We start from the raw sequence: 14188 nt of genomic DNA, 5'->3' as shown, positions 1-14188 counted from the left end.
TTCTGCTCGGCCACGACAGCCGATAGTTCGGAGTGAAGGCGGATCAGGCCGCTTTTATTCTCGCGCGGGGGCCTGGGCCGAGTGATCGATTCCGCGAATCCCGCGCAACGAAATCCGGCGAATTGCACCGCGAAATCGGCAGGAGCACAGGGGTTCCGGCGCCGATTTCCTGAGTTGCCCTGGCATCGCTGGGTGCCGCTACCACGACACCAACAACATTCGGACCGGTTGGTTGTGCTGCGCATGGTGGTCGGGCCAGTCCGCAAGATCGTGCCCCACCCGCCGCAAGTTGTCGATCTGATGACAGCGCTTGCCGGAATCGCTACTGTCCGAGGACATTCAAGGCGGATCGTGTCGGCACGCGCTGGTGACCTCACGCGTGTCACGGGTTCCCTCCATTTCTCGACATGGGGAGAAACGCAGTGAGATTCACAAGAGCTGGTGCGTTGACGGCGGCGGTGCTACTGGCCGCGAGCCTCGGACTGTCCGCGTGCTCGTCCGACGAGGACACCGACGCGGGCATCGTGACGACCAATATCACCGAGCCGCAGAACCCGATCGTGCCGACCAGCATGAACGACAACAACGGCAGCCGGATCGCGGACCGGATATTCGCGGGGCTGAAGTATTACGACGCCGACGGTGTGGCGCACAACGACATGGCGCAGTCCATCGAGACGACCGACCGGAAGAATTACAAGATCACCATCAAGCCGGACTGGACGTTCACCGACGGCACACCGGTGACGGCCAAGTCCTACGTCGATGCCTGGAACTACGGCGCCCTCAGCACGAACGCGCAATTGCAGGGCTATGTCTTCGCGCCGATCGTCGGATACGACGATGTGGCCGCGGAAAAACCCACCGCTCAGACGATGTCGGGCCTGAAGGTAGTGGACGAGCACACCTTCACCGTGGCGCTGACGCGTCCGTCGATCGACTTCGAACTCGCGCTCGCGTTCACTCCGTTCTATCCGATGCCCGAGGTCGCGTTCAAGGACATGAAGGCCTACGGCGAGAATCCGATCGGCAACGGGCCGTACAAGTTCGCGCGGACCGGTGCGTGGGAGCACAACGTCAAGGTCGACCTGGTCGCGAATCCGGACTACAAGGGCGCACGCCCGGCCAAGAACAAAGGCATCCGGTTCGTCATGTACCAGTCGTTCGACACCGCCTACGCGGACCTGATCGCGGGCAACCTCGACGCGCTCGACACCATCCCGGACAGCGCGCTGGCCTCCTACAAGCAGGACCTCGGCGATCGCGCGATCACCAAGCCCACCGCCCAGAACCAGCACGTGAGCAGCCAATCCAATATTCCGCACCTGTCCGGCGAGGAAGGCGTGCTGCGCCGCAAGGCGCTGTCCATGGCGATCAACCGGGAACAGATCTGCGAGAACATCTTCCACGGCACCCGGGTGCCCTCGCGCGACTTCACCGCGATCACGCTGCCCGGTTTCAACGGCGACCTGCCGGGCGCCGACGTGCTGAAGTTCAACCCGACCGAGGCCAAGAAGCTGTGGGCCCAGGCCGACGCCATCTCGCCGTGGTCGGGCCGCTACGAGATCGCCTACAACTCCGACGGCGGGCACCAGGCCTGGATCGAAGCGGTCGCCAACAGCATCAAGAACACGCTCGGCATCGAGGCGATCGGCGCGCCATACCCGACGTTCAAGGACATCCGGACCGCGATCACGGCGCGGACCATCGGCAAGGCGTTCCGCTACGGCTGGCAGGGTGACTACCCGACCATGCTGCAGTTCTTGACCGCGCAGTACTACACCGGGGCCGGCACCAACAACATCGACTACGCCAACCCCGAATTCGACAAGCTCATCGACGCCGCGCTGGCGGCCGCGTCGCTGGAGGAGTCCTACAAGCTCGTCGGGCAGGCCCAGGCCCTGCTGCTGCGGGACATGGCCGACATCCCGGTGCTCGACTACATCGCCACCGCGGGCCTGGGGGAGAAGGTGAAGAAGGCCGAACTGACCTGGAACGGCCAATTCGACTTCGAGAACATCGAGAAGTAGCCACGCACGGGGCCGCGCCGCCGGATAATGTCGGCGCGGCTCTGCCGTCGCCACCGGGCTCCGGGTAGGCTGACGCGTCGGTCGAGCACGTGGCGCACGAGGGTGGTGGCGGAATGAGTGAACGGGTATCGGAATCCGTGACGGAGACAACGACGGTCGCCGTGACCGTCCCCGCGACGCCGGAGCAGCTGACCATGCTGCGCGCGCTCGCCGAGACAGTGCTGCTGATCGCGGACTTCGGGCTGGACGAGGTGACCGATATCCGGCTCGCGCTCGACGAGATCGCGACCGTGCTGCTGCAGGACGCGGTGCCCGAATCGACCATTTCCTGCGCCTTCACCTACCGCGAAGGCGTGCTGAAGGCCGTGATCCAGGCGGTGGGCCGCTCCGAAACCGAGGTCGGGGCAGGCAGTTTCGGCTGGCACATCGTGCAGACGCTGACCGACTCGGTCACCGCGACCCGCGCGCCGTTCGACGCGGCCGTCGACGGCTATCCGACTGTCGTCGAATTCGTCTGGGCCCGGGGCGAACTCGATGAGCAATGATGCGACCCGGTCCGAGGTGGACCAGCAGCCGCGTCGTCGTGGCGGCGACAGCTACGACAATATCGAGCCGCAGTTCCTGGAGTTGGCCGCGCTGGACCCGGATGACCCCAGACGCGCGGCGCTGCGCGAGGAACTGATCGGTCGCTGCCTGCCGCTGGCCGAGCACATCGCCCGCAAGTTCACCGGTCGCGGCGAGAACTTCGACGACCTGTTGCAGATCGCACGGGTCGGGATGGTCGCCGCGGTGGACCGTTTCGATCCCACCCAGGGTTCGCCGTTCCTGGCCTTCGCCGTGCCCACCATCATGGGCGAGGTGCGCCGGCACTTCCGGGACTACACCTGGTCGGTGCGGGTTCCCCGGCGGCTCAAGGAGATTCAGCAGACCATCGCGCCCGCGATCGAGACCCTGGCGCAGCGCCTGGGCCGGATGCCCAAGGCGCGCGAGATCGCCGAGGAACTCGGCGCCGACCTCGTCGAGGTCACCCAGGCGTTGATCGCGCGCAACGCGTACCAGACCTCCTCGATCGACGTCGGCTCCGACAGCGACGACGAGAACGCCCCGCGCTCACCGCTGGACAGCTTGGGCGCCGAGGAGCCGGAGTACCGCACCGTCGAGGACTACCTCGCGGTGAAACCGCTGATCGCGGCGTTGCCCGAACGGGAACGCCAGGTGCTCGTGATGCGCTTCTTCGAGTCCAAGACCCAGGATCAGATCGCCGCACACCTGGGCGTATCCCAGATGCAGGTCTCCCGGATCCTCGCCAAAACGCTCAGCACCCTGCGCGAGCAAGCCCTACGCGACTGACGGCACGCACCGGGCTACGGTGGTGCTCGAGCCGACCGACGATTGGGGTGTGGTGTGACCAGCGACAACGCTACGCGACTCGCGGTGCTGATCGACGCGGACAATGCCCAGCCCGGCATCGCCGACGGGCTGCTCGCCGAGGTGGCCAAGTATGGGACGGCACACGTCAAGCGGGCCTATGGGGACTGGACGAGCACGAACCTCAAAGGCTGGAAGGATCAACTGCTCGCCCAGTCGATCCAGCCGATCCAGCAGTTCGGCTACACCACCGGTAAGAACGCCACCGACTCGGCGATGATCATCGACGCGATGGACCTGCTGTACACCGGCAACCTGGACGGCTTCGTGATCGTTTCCAGCGACAGCGATTTCACGCGTCTGGCCAGTCGCATCCGCGAATCCGGCCTGACCGTCTACGGATTCGGTCAGCACAAGACGCCGAAGCCGTTCGTCGCGGCCTGCGACAAGTTCATCTACACCGAAAACCTCACCGGCACCATCGAAGAGGCCCCGTCCGGTGCTCGGCGCAGCGCGACCAAGCAGTTCGAGGGTGATGCCAAGCTGATGAACCTGCTCCGCAACGCGGTCGACGCCGCCTCCGACGACTCCGGCTGGGCCACCCTGGCCGGTGTCGGTTCGATCATCAACAAGCAGCGCCCCGACTTCGACCCGCGCACCTACGGCTACCGCAAATTGGGCGAACTCTTCAGCGCCACCACGCTTTTCGAGTTGGAGACGCGCAGCCCCGGCGAAGGCAAGCAGGCCGTCACCTACGTCCGCGATCTGCGCAGCCTCACCGAGGGCAAGTAGTTTCACCCGTGATGCATTGCTCCCGAACCTGATTCGGCGTGCATGCCGGGCATGTCCATGACCATGGGCGCCGGCTGCTGGCCCGGGGCGAGGACGAGGAATTGGCCCATCATGCCGTGGTCCTCGTGCAGGAGCAGGTGGCAGTGGAACATGTACGGGTAGGTGGGATCGCTGTGCGTGGCGAAGCGCATGGCCAGGCGATAGACGCGCTGGGGTTCGGTGTAGAGGGTGTCCTTCCAGCCGCCGAGTTCGGGCGGCGGGGCTTGGCCGTCGACGGTGACCACCTGGAATTGGACGTCGTGCACGTGGAAGTTGTGCGGCCAGTTGTCGTTGTTGCGGACCGACCAGACCTGGGTGGTGTCGACCGGAATCGTCAGATCGATGCGGTTCATGTCCATCCGCTGACCGTTGATCATGAACCACTTCAATTCGAATTCGTGATCGACCGGGGTGTCCGGGGTGGCGAGCGGCGCCATCGCGGCGAGCGAATCAGCGAGGGGCGCAGATCGTTTCAGGTTTCGACCCGCACGTAGCAGCACGATGTCGAAGGTGTCGTCGAAACCGAACGCGGCCGCGCGATCGATATCGCGGCGCTGCAGGATCGGCAGCGAGCGCAACATGACCTGCTCACCGTCGCGCAGGCCGACGACGATCTCGGCGCGCTCGCCGGGACTGAGCTGGACGGCCCGCAACGGCACGGGCGCGGCGAGCAGGCCGCCGTCGGAGGCGACGAGCTGGAATTCGCGGTCGTCGGCGAACGCGAGCCGGTAGATACGGCCCGACGACCCGTTGAGCAGCCGCAGCCGGACCCGGTCGGTGCCGACGTCCAGGTGCGCGCCCGCGATGCCGTTGGTGACGATGGTGTCGCCGAGCAGGCCGACATCGGTCGGGTCGGACTCGTCCAGTGTGCCGTCGGGGGTGAAGCGCCGATCCTGGATGATCAGCGGAATATCGTCGACGCCATAGTCTTTCGGGAGGTCGAGCGTGTCGGCGGCGTCGTCGTCGACGAGGAACAGGCCGGAAAGTCCGCGGTAGACATGCTTTTCGGTGGCGCCGTGCGGATGCGGGTGATACCAGAGGGTCGCGGCCTGCTGATCGATCGTCCACTCCGGCGACCAGCTGCCGCCCGCTTCGATCGTCTGATGCGGGCCGCCGTCGTGCCGGGCGGGCACGTGCATACCGTGCCAGTGCACGGTGGTCGGCTCGGCGAGGGTGTTGCGCACGGCGAAGGCGACCGTCTCGTGGCGTCGGGCCCGCAGCGTCGGTCCGAGGATCGACCCGTTGTAACCCCAGGTCGGTGTGCGCTTGCCCGGCAGCATCTCCGAGCGGCCCGCCTGGACGTCGAGCCGGAAGTGCCGGACGCCGGCGGCATCCACCGTCGAGGGCGCCAGCGGTGGGATGGGCAGCGGCCTGGTGGCCGCGACGGCCGAGCTCGGCGCGCCCGCGGGTCGCGCCGAGCAGGCCGCGGCGAGCGGCAGCACGGCGACTCCGGTGAGGAAGCCTCGTCTCGAGACCACGTTTGCTCCTTGTCGTCGGTGTCCGTTCCAGCTTCGATTGCGCACCGATTGCGGAAATCGGCCCCGAAGCCGCTTCTCGCGGCGGCCCGCTCCTCCCGCGGACCCTTGTGCACGGATCGCGGACGTGCTATCGGCCGGGCGCGTCCGGTCCGCGCACCTAGCCCGGCACGGAGGTCTCGGCGGCCGCGAAACCGCAGTCCCTTACCGTGGGACCGTGATGGAGATGGGTTTCCGGCCTGGCCTGCGGTCGGCCGTTCGTGGTCTCCCGCTCGTCGTGGTTCCGCTGCTGCTGATCGCCAGCACCTTCCCCGGCCAGTACCGGGTGCCCTGGGGTTACTGGGTGTTGGCCATGGTCGCGAGCGGGTTGTTCGTGATGGGTCGGCGGTGGGCGCTGACGGTGGCGATCACGCTCGCCGCGCTCGCTGTGCCGATGTTCCGGACCGAGGCCTGGGGTCTGTCCGGGCTGGTGCCGTATCTCGGGGCTGTCGCCCTGGTCGAGGCGGTGATGCGCACCCGGAGCAACCGCCGGGTGATGCTCGCGGCGGTCTGCTGGGCCTGCGCGGTCCTGCTCGGGCGCTGGGGCAGTCACGACGCGTCACTCTCGCGCGCCGCGATTCTGGTCGAGGCGGGCACCTATGTCGGCGTGCCGCTGCTGCTCGGCCTGTACCTGCGCGGTCAGCGGGCGCTGGCGGCAAGCCTGCGGCTGCGCGCGGCGGACGCCGAAACCCGCCGCGCCGATGCCGAACTGCGCACCCGCGCGAACGAGCGCAGCGCGCTGGCCAGAGAACTGCACGATTTGGTCGCCCATCACATGGCCTCGATCGTGCTGCGGGTCGGCATCGCCCGGCACGTCGCACCCGATCTGGACCCGGCCATGACCGCGGTGCTCGACGACGTCCGCGATACCGCCACCGACGCGCTCGCCGACATCCGGCGTCTGCTCGCGGCGCTGCGCGATCCGGCGCTCGGTGAGGTCGCGCTCGTGGACGCGGCGGCGGTGCGCAAAGAGATCACTGCTGCCGTGCAGCGGGTGCGGGTGGCCGGGTTCACCGTCGACGCCGAACTGGCGCTCGGTTCGGCGGGTCTGGATGCGATCGGGCGGTTGACGCTGCTGCGGCTGGTGCAGGAATCGCTGACCAACGTGATGAAACACGCCGATCCGGCGGTACCGGTCCGGGTCGACGTGCTCGATCGGGACGGCGGGGTGCGGTTGCGCGTCGACAGTGGCGGAAAGGGCAGTGCGACAGCGGCTTCGGCGGGTCACGGCATCGTCGGCATGCGCGAGCGGGTGCAACTCGCGGGCGGCACGCTGGATGTCGGTGCGACCGCGCGGGGTTGGGCGGTGGCCGCCTGGCTGCCCGGCGCCGCAGATCGAACGGCGGTCGTCGCGTGATCACCGTGCTGCTGGTCGATGATCAGCGTCTGGTCCGGGCGGGCCTGCGGATGCTGATCGACGCCACCCCCGACCTCGAGGTGATCGGCGAAGCCGCCGACGGTGCCGCGGCCATCCGGTCGGCGGCCGAACTGTCACCCGACTTGATCCTGATGGATCTGCGCATGCCCGGCCTGGACGGTGTCGCCGCGACCGAGCAGATCGTCGGGGCACGCCCCTCGGCAAAAGTGTTGGTGCTCACCACCTTCGACGACGACGAGCATCTGTTTCCGGCGCTCGCCGCGGGGGCCGCGGGCTATCTGATCAAGGACACCGAGCCGAGCGAGCTGCTCGCCGCCATCCGCCGCACCGCCGACGGCGACATGCTCTTCTCCCCGAACCTGCTGCGCCGCCTCGTCGATCGCGCCGTGGCTACCAGGCCCGAACCGGAATCGCCTGCCGCGCAAGCGGAATTGACGCCGCGCGAACGGGAGGTGCTGTCCCTGGTCGGTGCGGGCTGGAGCAATCAGGAGATCGCCGACCGCCTGCACCTCGGTGTCACGACCGTGAAAACGCACGTCGCGAACCTGATGAGCAAAACCGGCTGCGACAACCGGGTGCGCTTGGCGGTCTACGCGCACAAGCTGAACTGAGGGTCAGGGTGGCGGCGTACGGCGGCGGAGCTTGCGGGCGGGCTCGCGTTCGCTGATCGCCTCACCGACCATGGCGCGCACCGCGTCTCGGAGTCCGTAGAGCGGATGGTGGCCGGCGGGGCCCGCGCCCGGGTCCTCGCGCAGTTCCGTCAGCAGCGACCAGCACAGCGCGAGCATCACCAGGACGAAGGGGAGCGCCACGAGGATGGTCGCGGTCTGCAAGGCGCCGAGGCCGCCCGCGACGAGCAGCACGGCGGCGACCCCGGCCATCAGGATGCCCCAGGTGACGACCAGCCAGGACGGCGGATTGAGCGCCCCGCGGCTGGTCAGCGAGCCCATCACGAGCGAGGCGGAATCGGCGCTGGTGACGAAGTAGGTCATCACCAGGATCATCGACACCCAGGAGGTGACCGTGCCCAGCGGCAGCGCGTCCAGCATGCCGAACAGCGAGGCCTCCGCGTCGCCGGCGTTCGCGGCGAGATCGGCGACGCCGGTGCTGCTCAGCCGGATGGCGCTGCCGCCCATGATGCAGAACCACACCACGGTGACACCGCTGGGTACCAGCAGCACCCCGATGAGGAATTCCCGGATGGTGCGCCCGCGCGAGATCCGCGCGATGAAGGTGCCGACGAACGGCGCCCAGGACAACCACCAGGCCCAGTAGAAGATCGTCCATTTGCCGAGCCAGGCCGAATCGGCGTACGCGCCGGTCCTGGTGGCCATCGGCAGCAGGTTGGTCAGATAGTTGCCGATACTCGACGGAATGCTGTCCAGCACATAGACCGTCGGGCCGAGCACGAAGACGAACAGCATGAGCAGCGCGGCCAGCACGATGTTCACCGTGGACAACCATTTGACGCCCTTGTGCAGACCGGAGAAGGCGGACAGGACGAACGCGGCGCTCAGCGCGCCGATGATGATCAACTGCACGGTCACCGTGTCCGGCGCGTTCGCGGTGAGCTGCAAACCCTTGGCGACCTGGAGCGCGCCGAGCCCGAGGCTGGTCGCGGTGCCGAAGACGGTGGCGAACACGGCGAGCAGATCGATCGCCTGCCCGGCCCAGCCCGCGGCCCGGCGGGCGCCGAGCAGCGGGACGAACGCGGCGGAGAGCCGGTTGCCGCGCCCCTTCCGGAACCCCGCGTAGGCCAGGGCGAGCCCGACGATGCCGTAGATCGCCCACGGCGTGAGCGTCCAATGGAACAGCGAATACTGCAGGGCGGTACCGGCGGCCGCGGTGGTCTGCGGCGCGATGCCCGTCGACGGCGGCGGCTCGACGAAATGCTGCAGGGGTTCACCGACCCCGTAGAACATCAGGCCGATGCCCATGCCCGCGCTGAACATCATCGCGATCCACGCGAGATTGCTGAATTCCGGTTCGTCGTCGTCCTTGCCGAGCCGGATCCGGCCGAACCGGCTGACCGCGATCACCACGCAGAGCACCAGGAAGACGTCGGCGGACACCACGAACAACCAGTCGAAGTTGCCGAGCACCCAGTTCAGTGCGGTCTCGGAGGCGGAGCCGAAATTGTCCTTGCCCAGGGCAGCCCACCCGGCGGCCGCCACCACCGCGGTGACGCCGATGCCGATGAGCCGCAGATCCGGCGTGGTCGATGTCTTCTCTGTCTCGGTAGCCATCGCCGTCAACTATTACGGGTAACCGCCGAATAGCCGAAGGGACGCGCCGCCGTTCACCGTTGTGCGGCGTAGATCTCGAGCTCCCGCAGGTCCGGCCGGGCGGCCGGGTCGGTGGCGGGCAGGGTCAGGCGCAGATAGCGGGTCGTGACTGGGCGGGTGGGCGCGCCGGTGGCCGGATCGAGGCCGACCGCCGTCCAGGTGTGATTGTCCGGCGCGGCCTCGAAGGTGGCCGCCGGCGCCGGTCCGGACCAGCGCGGAAGTATCCGGCCCACCGGTGATTCGGTGCCGAGGTCGACGGTGTAGGTGGCCGGTCCGGCGCCCGGCGCCCAGCCGGTGCCGACGCTGCCGTCGACCGCGGCGTCGGCGTAGCGCCCCGGCTCCTCGGCGCTTGCCGTGACGGATTTGCAGCGGGCGAGGTTGTCGGTGGGAGTGCGGTCCGGGCGGCGGGTCGGCAGGGTCAGCGGCTCGTCCCGGGTGACCGTCACGACGCCGGTCGGCGTCCGCACCTGCATGGCCGCACCGTCTTTCAGGATGACCCTGGTCTGATCGGGACCCAGTTCGGCGTCGAAAGTCCGGCCCTGCCAGCGTATTCCGCGTAGGTGCAGGCCGGTGCTCAGCTCCGGCGGCAGCATCGGATCGACCCGTATCTCGTCGGCGCGCTGGCGCAGGCCGAGCAGACCGTTGGTGAAGGTTTGCAGGAAACCGCCCGCGGCCGTGCCGAAAGTGAAGGCGGGCGCGCCCGCCAGCGCGTCCTTGACCCCTACCTTGTTGCCGCGCGCCTCGGCGAACTGCCCGAACGGCGCGCGCATGAACGGGCGCACGGCGCGTTCGAGGTAGGTGTTGGTGGTGCAGCCGGGGGCGCCGATGGTCGCGGCGTCGATGGCGTGCACCGAATCGGTCATCGCGGGACCGTCGGGATCGGTGTGCTCGGCGTAGTACTCCAAGGTCCTGGCCGAAACCTCCGGCGACATAGGCCATTCGAGCGGGTAGACGAGCAGGACGGTGTCCGCCTGTTTGATCGGTGTGCCCGCGTATCCGTCGTACTGGGCGAAGATCTGCCGTTCGGCGTCGAACGGCATGCGCAGCCGATCGGCGATGGCCACCCATTCGGGCGGGGCGGGCGCGCCGAGGAGCTGCGCGGCGCGGGTCGCATTGCGCAGCGCCAGTGCGGCCACCGCGTTGGTGTAGGCGCCGTCGCGCACGCCGTTGCTGTATTCGTCCGGGCCCGCGACGTTTTCGATCGAATAGCTGCCGTCCTCGTTCGGCGTCACCCGGGAGGCCCAGAACTCGGCGAGGTTTCGCATGATCGGCCAGCCGCGCTCGCGCAGGTAGCCGGTGTCGGCGGTGGCCAGGTAGTACTGCCACGCGGCGAGCGAGATATCGCCTTGCAGGTGGATCTGGGTCAAGCAGTGGGGCGGATCCCAGCTATGGCACTCGGCCAGCGCGCCCCGGCTCGCGCTGGTCCAGGGATAGAACGCGCCGCGCAAGCCGAGCTGTGCGGCGTTGGCCTGCGCGGCGGGCAGCGTCTTGTAGCGGTACTCCACCACGGATCGCGCGAGTTCGGGCGCGAATTGCAGGAGGGCGGGGAACATCCAGATATCGGCGTCCCAGAACACCGCGCCCGCGTAGTTGTCGCTGCTCAGCCCGACCGGTGAAATGCTGTTGTCCTGTTCGGGATTCGTGGCCGCGTACAACGAATAGAGCGCGCCGCGCACCCAGTTCTGCATTTCGGGGGCGTCGGGTGTCTCGATGTCACCGCGCCACAGAGCGCGCCAGAGCGCGGCCGTACCGGCCAGCAGTTCCGGCCAGCCCTTGTCCGCGGCACGGCGGGCGGCGGCGCGCGCCGCGGCGGCGGGCTCGGGCGCGGTGAGCTGGGTGTCCACGCCGACGAATTTGGTTATCGCATAAGACTTCCCGGCCTCGACCGGGAACTTGCTCTGCTGTTCCGCGGTGAGTTCGCGGGCCGGTCCGGCCTGCACGGGATGTCCGGTGCGCAACACCGAGGCGACCTCGCCGGGCACGCTGGTGCCCTCGGTGCGGAAACCGACGCCGATGCCGTCGCCGCGCGCGCCGGCGTCGACGGGGGTGAGCCTGCGCGCTCCGGCGCCGTCCAGGCGATCGGTCACGGTGAGTTCGCCGGACCAGTGCGGCACCACGGTCAGGTGGACCGCGCCGACATGCTGGTCGGCGCGGTCGGCGAGCACCTCGTACACCAGGTCGGTGGCCTTGCCGTCACGGGCGGTCCAGGTGAGCGTTGTACGCACCAGCCCACAGCGCAGGTAGCGCGTCTGCGCGAACTTCGTGATCTGCGCGGCGGGTGTCGCGGTGGAGAACGTGTCGTCGCCGGCGCCGACGGTGAGCGTGGACCAGTTCGGGATCGCCGCGGCGACTTCCCGATCGTCGGCCAGTCCCGGTGTGTGCCCGTACAACCCGGCGACGAAGGCGCCGTCGTAGCGCGGCGTGTACAGCGGCCAGCCGGAGGGCTCGCCGGTGAGCGCGTAGCCGGTGCCGCGGGGCGGGACACGCAGCCCGAGATAGCCGTTGCCGACGAACGGATGTTCGTCGAACGCGGCGTCCACGTCGGTGTTCGACGACATCCAGCCGGGATCGGAGGAGGCCGCGTCCTCGGGGCACACGTGCGCGGCGTCGGCTTCTCCGGTGTGCCGGACGGCGTAGAGCACACCGCAGGCCACGAGAATCACCGCGGCGACGAACGCGGTGGCGATCAGGAACCTGGTGCGCGAAGCCAAACCGTACCTCCATGTGCTGCATGGACGATCGTGTGGTGCTCAGCGATACGGGGCCATCCTATGCCCGGCGTCGCGTTCCGGCAGCAGTCGTCACGGGTCTGGCGCGCGGGGGTTCAGGGGGTCGCGGTGGTGGCGTCCGGGTCGAAACCACCGGGGATCTCATAGATCACGCCGGTGAACGTGGCCCCGAACAACCGGCCCGCCGAGAAGCCCGCCGTGCCGCGGCCGTAGGTGAGCACGCTCGTCAGCGGATTGCCGCCGCCGAGCACGCAGTACTGATTCGGCGCGTCGATGCGGATCACCTGTCCCGCGGTGTTCAGCGGAACCACCGGCCGGTCCAGCGAATCCAAGGTCAGCCCGTCCGGTGCGGCCAGCGCGTCGGCGCCGCCCAGATCGAGCAGCGACTGGGGTGCGCCCGGGTTCGCCGTCGGAATCCGGCTCACCCCCGGGTTGGCGAATGTCCTTCCTACGTACAGGTATTCGTCGTCCTTGCCGAGCACCGCGCCGTTCGCGCTCGGGAACGTCGCCCAATCTGCCTGCACCACGCGGTTCGGATACACCCGGCCGATCAGCGCACCGAAATCATTGGTGGCGTATACCGTTCCGTCCTGCGCGACGTCCATGCCGTTGGCCGCGCTGAGTCCGGCCGCGAACGGGGTGAGCGCGCCGGTGTCCGGATCGAGTTCGACGATGCCGGCCTGCCGCAGCGCGTCCCCCGCGAACACGCGCGCGTCCGCACCGTAGCCGACGAGCAGTGTGCCCGCCGGTGTCCAGGCCAGTGCGCCCCCGCCGCCGCTCGGCACGGTCGCGATCGGCACCGGGACCGCACCCGGAGCGTCGATCCGGTAGACCCGGCCGGTCGCCAGGTCGGTGGTGAACGCCCGGCCGCGCGCGTCGACGGTCAGCCCCTCCAGTGCACCGGGCAGTGCCGCGGCCGGAACGGTCGGTTGCCCGGCGCCCGCGCACACCGGCGCGGCCTGGGCCGCGGGCGCGGCCACCGCTGACACTGCGGCGAACGCCAACGCCGCCAACACCGTTGCTGCCCTGCGCAGTTCAGTCATGGTTTCCCTTTCCCGACGGGTGCGCCGTTGGTGAACCGTTTCCGGCAGCGGCGGCCTGGTGCTTCGCCCGCCGGTCGCGGCGGCGACTCGTGCGGTATGCCCATGGCACAGCGCAGTATGCCTCGGCGGACGGGAATCGGCGGCGATGTCGGTGCCGGTGGCGCGCCAGGTCCGGTTTACCCTTTGCTGAGGCCGGATGGGCGGCGACCAGGTGCGTCGCGCCCGGCGTGCGAAGGGACTGGTGCGATATGACCGACGACGTGGCGACCCCGCCGTTCACCGAAATCATCAACGGAGCGCTGGAATTCACCATTCCGGTCGCGCACCGGATGGGGATCACGGCGGCCGAGGTGCGCCGTGGCTTCGCGGCGACGACGGTGCCGGTCGAGGGCAACGGCAACCACTTCGGCGCGATGTACGCCGGGGTGCTGTTCACGGTCGCGGAGATCCTCGGCGGTGCGATCGCCATCGCGACCTTCGACAACTCCGCGTACTACCCGCTGGTGAAGGACCTGCACGTGTACTTCCGCAAGCCGGCCAAGACCGGCGTGCGGGCCGAGGCGACCCTGTCCGACGCGGAGATCGCCCGGATCGAGGCCGAGGCCGCCGCGAACGGAAAGTCCGACTTCACGCTGCGGGCCGTGGTCACCGACGCCGCCGGGGTGGTCGTCGCGGAAACCGAAGGTCTCTACCAGTTGCGCGCCCACGGCAAGTAGGGGCGTCGGCGTGGCGGCGTCCCGCTGACCGGGACTCGTCACCGGACGTTGCGAGCGGAAACACAATTTCGCTGTGATCTCGGGCACATAACGTAACGATAACTGAACGCTCGTATGAACCTTTCCGGCTGCTCGGAACGGGAAATAGCAATGTCCTCTCAGTTTGTCCCGGCAATTCGTCCGTGATCACCACGTGATTTGCAGCGAATTCTTCGCTACCGTCGCCGGAGCCCGATCGAAGACGGGCTCGAACTCGGACCGTTGAACGCCGGTAACCCTGTCCCGCGGTCCGAG

At 68.5% G+C, this 14188-nt stretch carries 11 protein-coding genes; 7 read left to right on the top strand and 4 right to left on the bottom strand.

Annotation, left to right across the window (positions count from 1 at the left end):
• The first annotated feature begins 407 nt into the window (after positions 1-407).
• From O3I_RS32890 to O3I_RS32875, 4 genes are all read left to right on the top strand, one after another.
• Positions 408-2030 (top strand): peptide ABC transporter substrate-binding protein, encoded by a 1623-nt coding sequence (locus O3I_RS32890; protein WP_051066805.1) that lies wholly within the window; start codon positions 408-410, stop codon positions 2028-2030.
• Positions 2031-2143: 113 nt separating this feature from the next.
• Positions 2144-2575 (top strand): anti-sigma factor, encoded by a 432-nt coding sequence (locus O3I_RS32885; protein ID WP_014987345.1) that lies wholly within the window; start codon positions 2144-2146, stop codon positions 2573-2575.
• Positions 2565-3380 (top strand): RNA polymerase sigma factor SigF, encoded by an 816-nt coding sequence (locus tag O3I_RS32880; RefSeq protein WP_014987344.1) that lies wholly within the window; start codon positions 2565-2567, stop codon positions 3378-3380. The genes O3I_RS32885 and O3I_RS32880 overlap by 11 nt, the downstream gene beginning before the upstream one ends.
• A gap of 54 nt (positions 3381-3434) precedes the next feature.
• Complete coding sequence (locus O3I_RS32875; RefSeq protein WP_014987343.1) at positions 3435-4190, top strand: NYN domain-containing protein; 756 nt, start codon at positions 3435-3437, stop codon at positions 4188-4190.
• Positions 4191-4192: 2 nt separating this feature from the next.
• Here the strand turns inward: O3I_RS32875 and O3I_RS32870 are convergent, their stop codons facing one another.
• Positions 4193-5707, bottom strand: coding sequence for a multicopper oxidase family protein (locus O3I_RS32870; protein WP_041563015.1), 1515 nt, complete (start codon positions 5705-5707; stop codon positions 4193-4195).
• Between the two features lie 217 nt (positions 5708-5924).
• Between O3I_RS32870 and O3I_RS32865 the strand changes: the two genes are divergently transcribed.
• Together O3I_RS32865 and O3I_RS32860 are read left to right on the top strand one after the other, a co-directional pair.
• Positions 5925-7100, top strand: coding sequence for a sensor histidine kinase (locus O3I_RS32865; RefSeq protein ID WP_014987341.1), 1176 nt, complete (start codon positions 5925-5927; stop codon positions 7098-7100).
• Entirely contained in the window at positions 7097-7732 is a 636-nt protein-coding gene (locus tag O3I_RS32860; RefSeq protein WP_014987340.1) for a response regulator, read from the top strand. Before O3I_RS32865 ends, O3I_RS32860 begins: the two co-directional genes overlap by 4 nt.
• 3 nt (positions 7733-7735) lie before the next feature.
• Here the strand turns inward: O3I_RS32860 and O3I_RS32855 are convergent, their stop codons facing one another.
• The 3 genes from O3I_RS32855 to O3I_RS32845 all read right to left on the bottom strand — a co-directional run bounded on the left by O3I_RS32855 (position 7736) and on the right by O3I_RS32845 (position 13178).
• A complete protein-coding gene (locus tag O3I_RS32855) occupies positions 7736-9367 on the bottom strand; it encodes a BCCT family transporter (protein ID WP_014987339.1) in 1632 nt (543 codons plus the stop codon).
• A gap of 53 nt (positions 9368-9420) precedes the next feature.
• The gene (locus O3I_RS32850; protein ID WP_014987338.1) at positions 9421-12117 is read right to left on the bottom strand and encodes a glycosyl hydrolase family 65 protein; all 2697 of its coding nucleotides are present in this window, start codon (positions 12115-12117) and stop codon (positions 9421-9423) included.
• 113 nt (positions 12118-12230) lie between these two features.
• Positions 12231-13178 carry an SMP-30/gluconolactonase/LRE family protein gene (locus O3I_RS32845; protein WP_041563014.1) on the bottom strand — a complete coding sequence of 316 codons (948 nt, stop codon included), beginning with the start codon at positions 13176-13178 and terminating at the stop codon, positions 12231-12233.
• Between the two features lie 248 nt (positions 13179-13426).
• Between O3I_RS32845 and O3I_RS32840 the strand changes: the two genes are divergently transcribed.
• On the top strand, positions 13427-13894 hold the full coding sequence (locus O3I_RS32840) for a PaaI family thioesterase (RefSeq protein WP_014987336.1): 468 nt from the start codon (positions 13427-13429) through the stop codon (positions 13892-13894).
• The last annotated feature ends 294 nt before the right edge of the window (positions 13895-14188 follow it).

This window comes from Nocardia brasiliensis ATCC 700358 (assembly GCF_000250675.2).
Classification (GTDB): Bacteria; Actinomycetota; Actinomycetes; order Mycobacteriales; family Mycobacteriaceae; genus Nocardia; species Nocardia brasiliensis_B.
This window is presented reverse-complemented; position numbering and strand designations above follow the sequence as displayed.

Bases quoted from the DNA above. Each gene is read 5' to 3' on its own strand.
- O3I_RS32890 (WP_051066805.1), top strand. From the start codon at position 408: ATGGGGAGAAACGCAGTGAGATTCACAAGAGCTGGTGCGTTGACGGCG.
- O3I_RS32885 (WP_014987345.1), top strand. From the start codon at position 2,144: ATGAGTGAACGGGTATCGGAATCCGTGACGGAGACAACGACGGTCGCC.
- O3I_RS32880 (WP_014987344.1), top strand. From the start codon at position 2,565: ATGAGCAATGATGCGACCCGGTCCGAGGTGGACCAGCAGCCGCGTCGT.
- O3I_RS32865 (WP_014987341.1), top strand. From the start codon at position 5,925: ATGGAGATGGGTTTCCGGCCTGGCCTGCGGTCGGCCGTTCGTGGTCTC.
- O3I_RS32855 (WP_014987339.1), bottom strand. From the start codon at position 9,367: ATGGCTACCGAGACAGAGAAGACATCGACCACGCCGGATCTGCGGCTC.
- O3I_RS32845 (WP_041563014.1), bottom strand. From the start codon at position 13,178: ATGACTGAACTGCGCAGGGCAGCAACGGTGTTGGCGGCGTTGGCGTTC.
- O3I_RS32840 (WP_014987336.1), top strand. From the start codon at position 13,427: ATGACCGACGACGTGGCGACCCCGCCGTTCACCGAAATCATCAACGGA.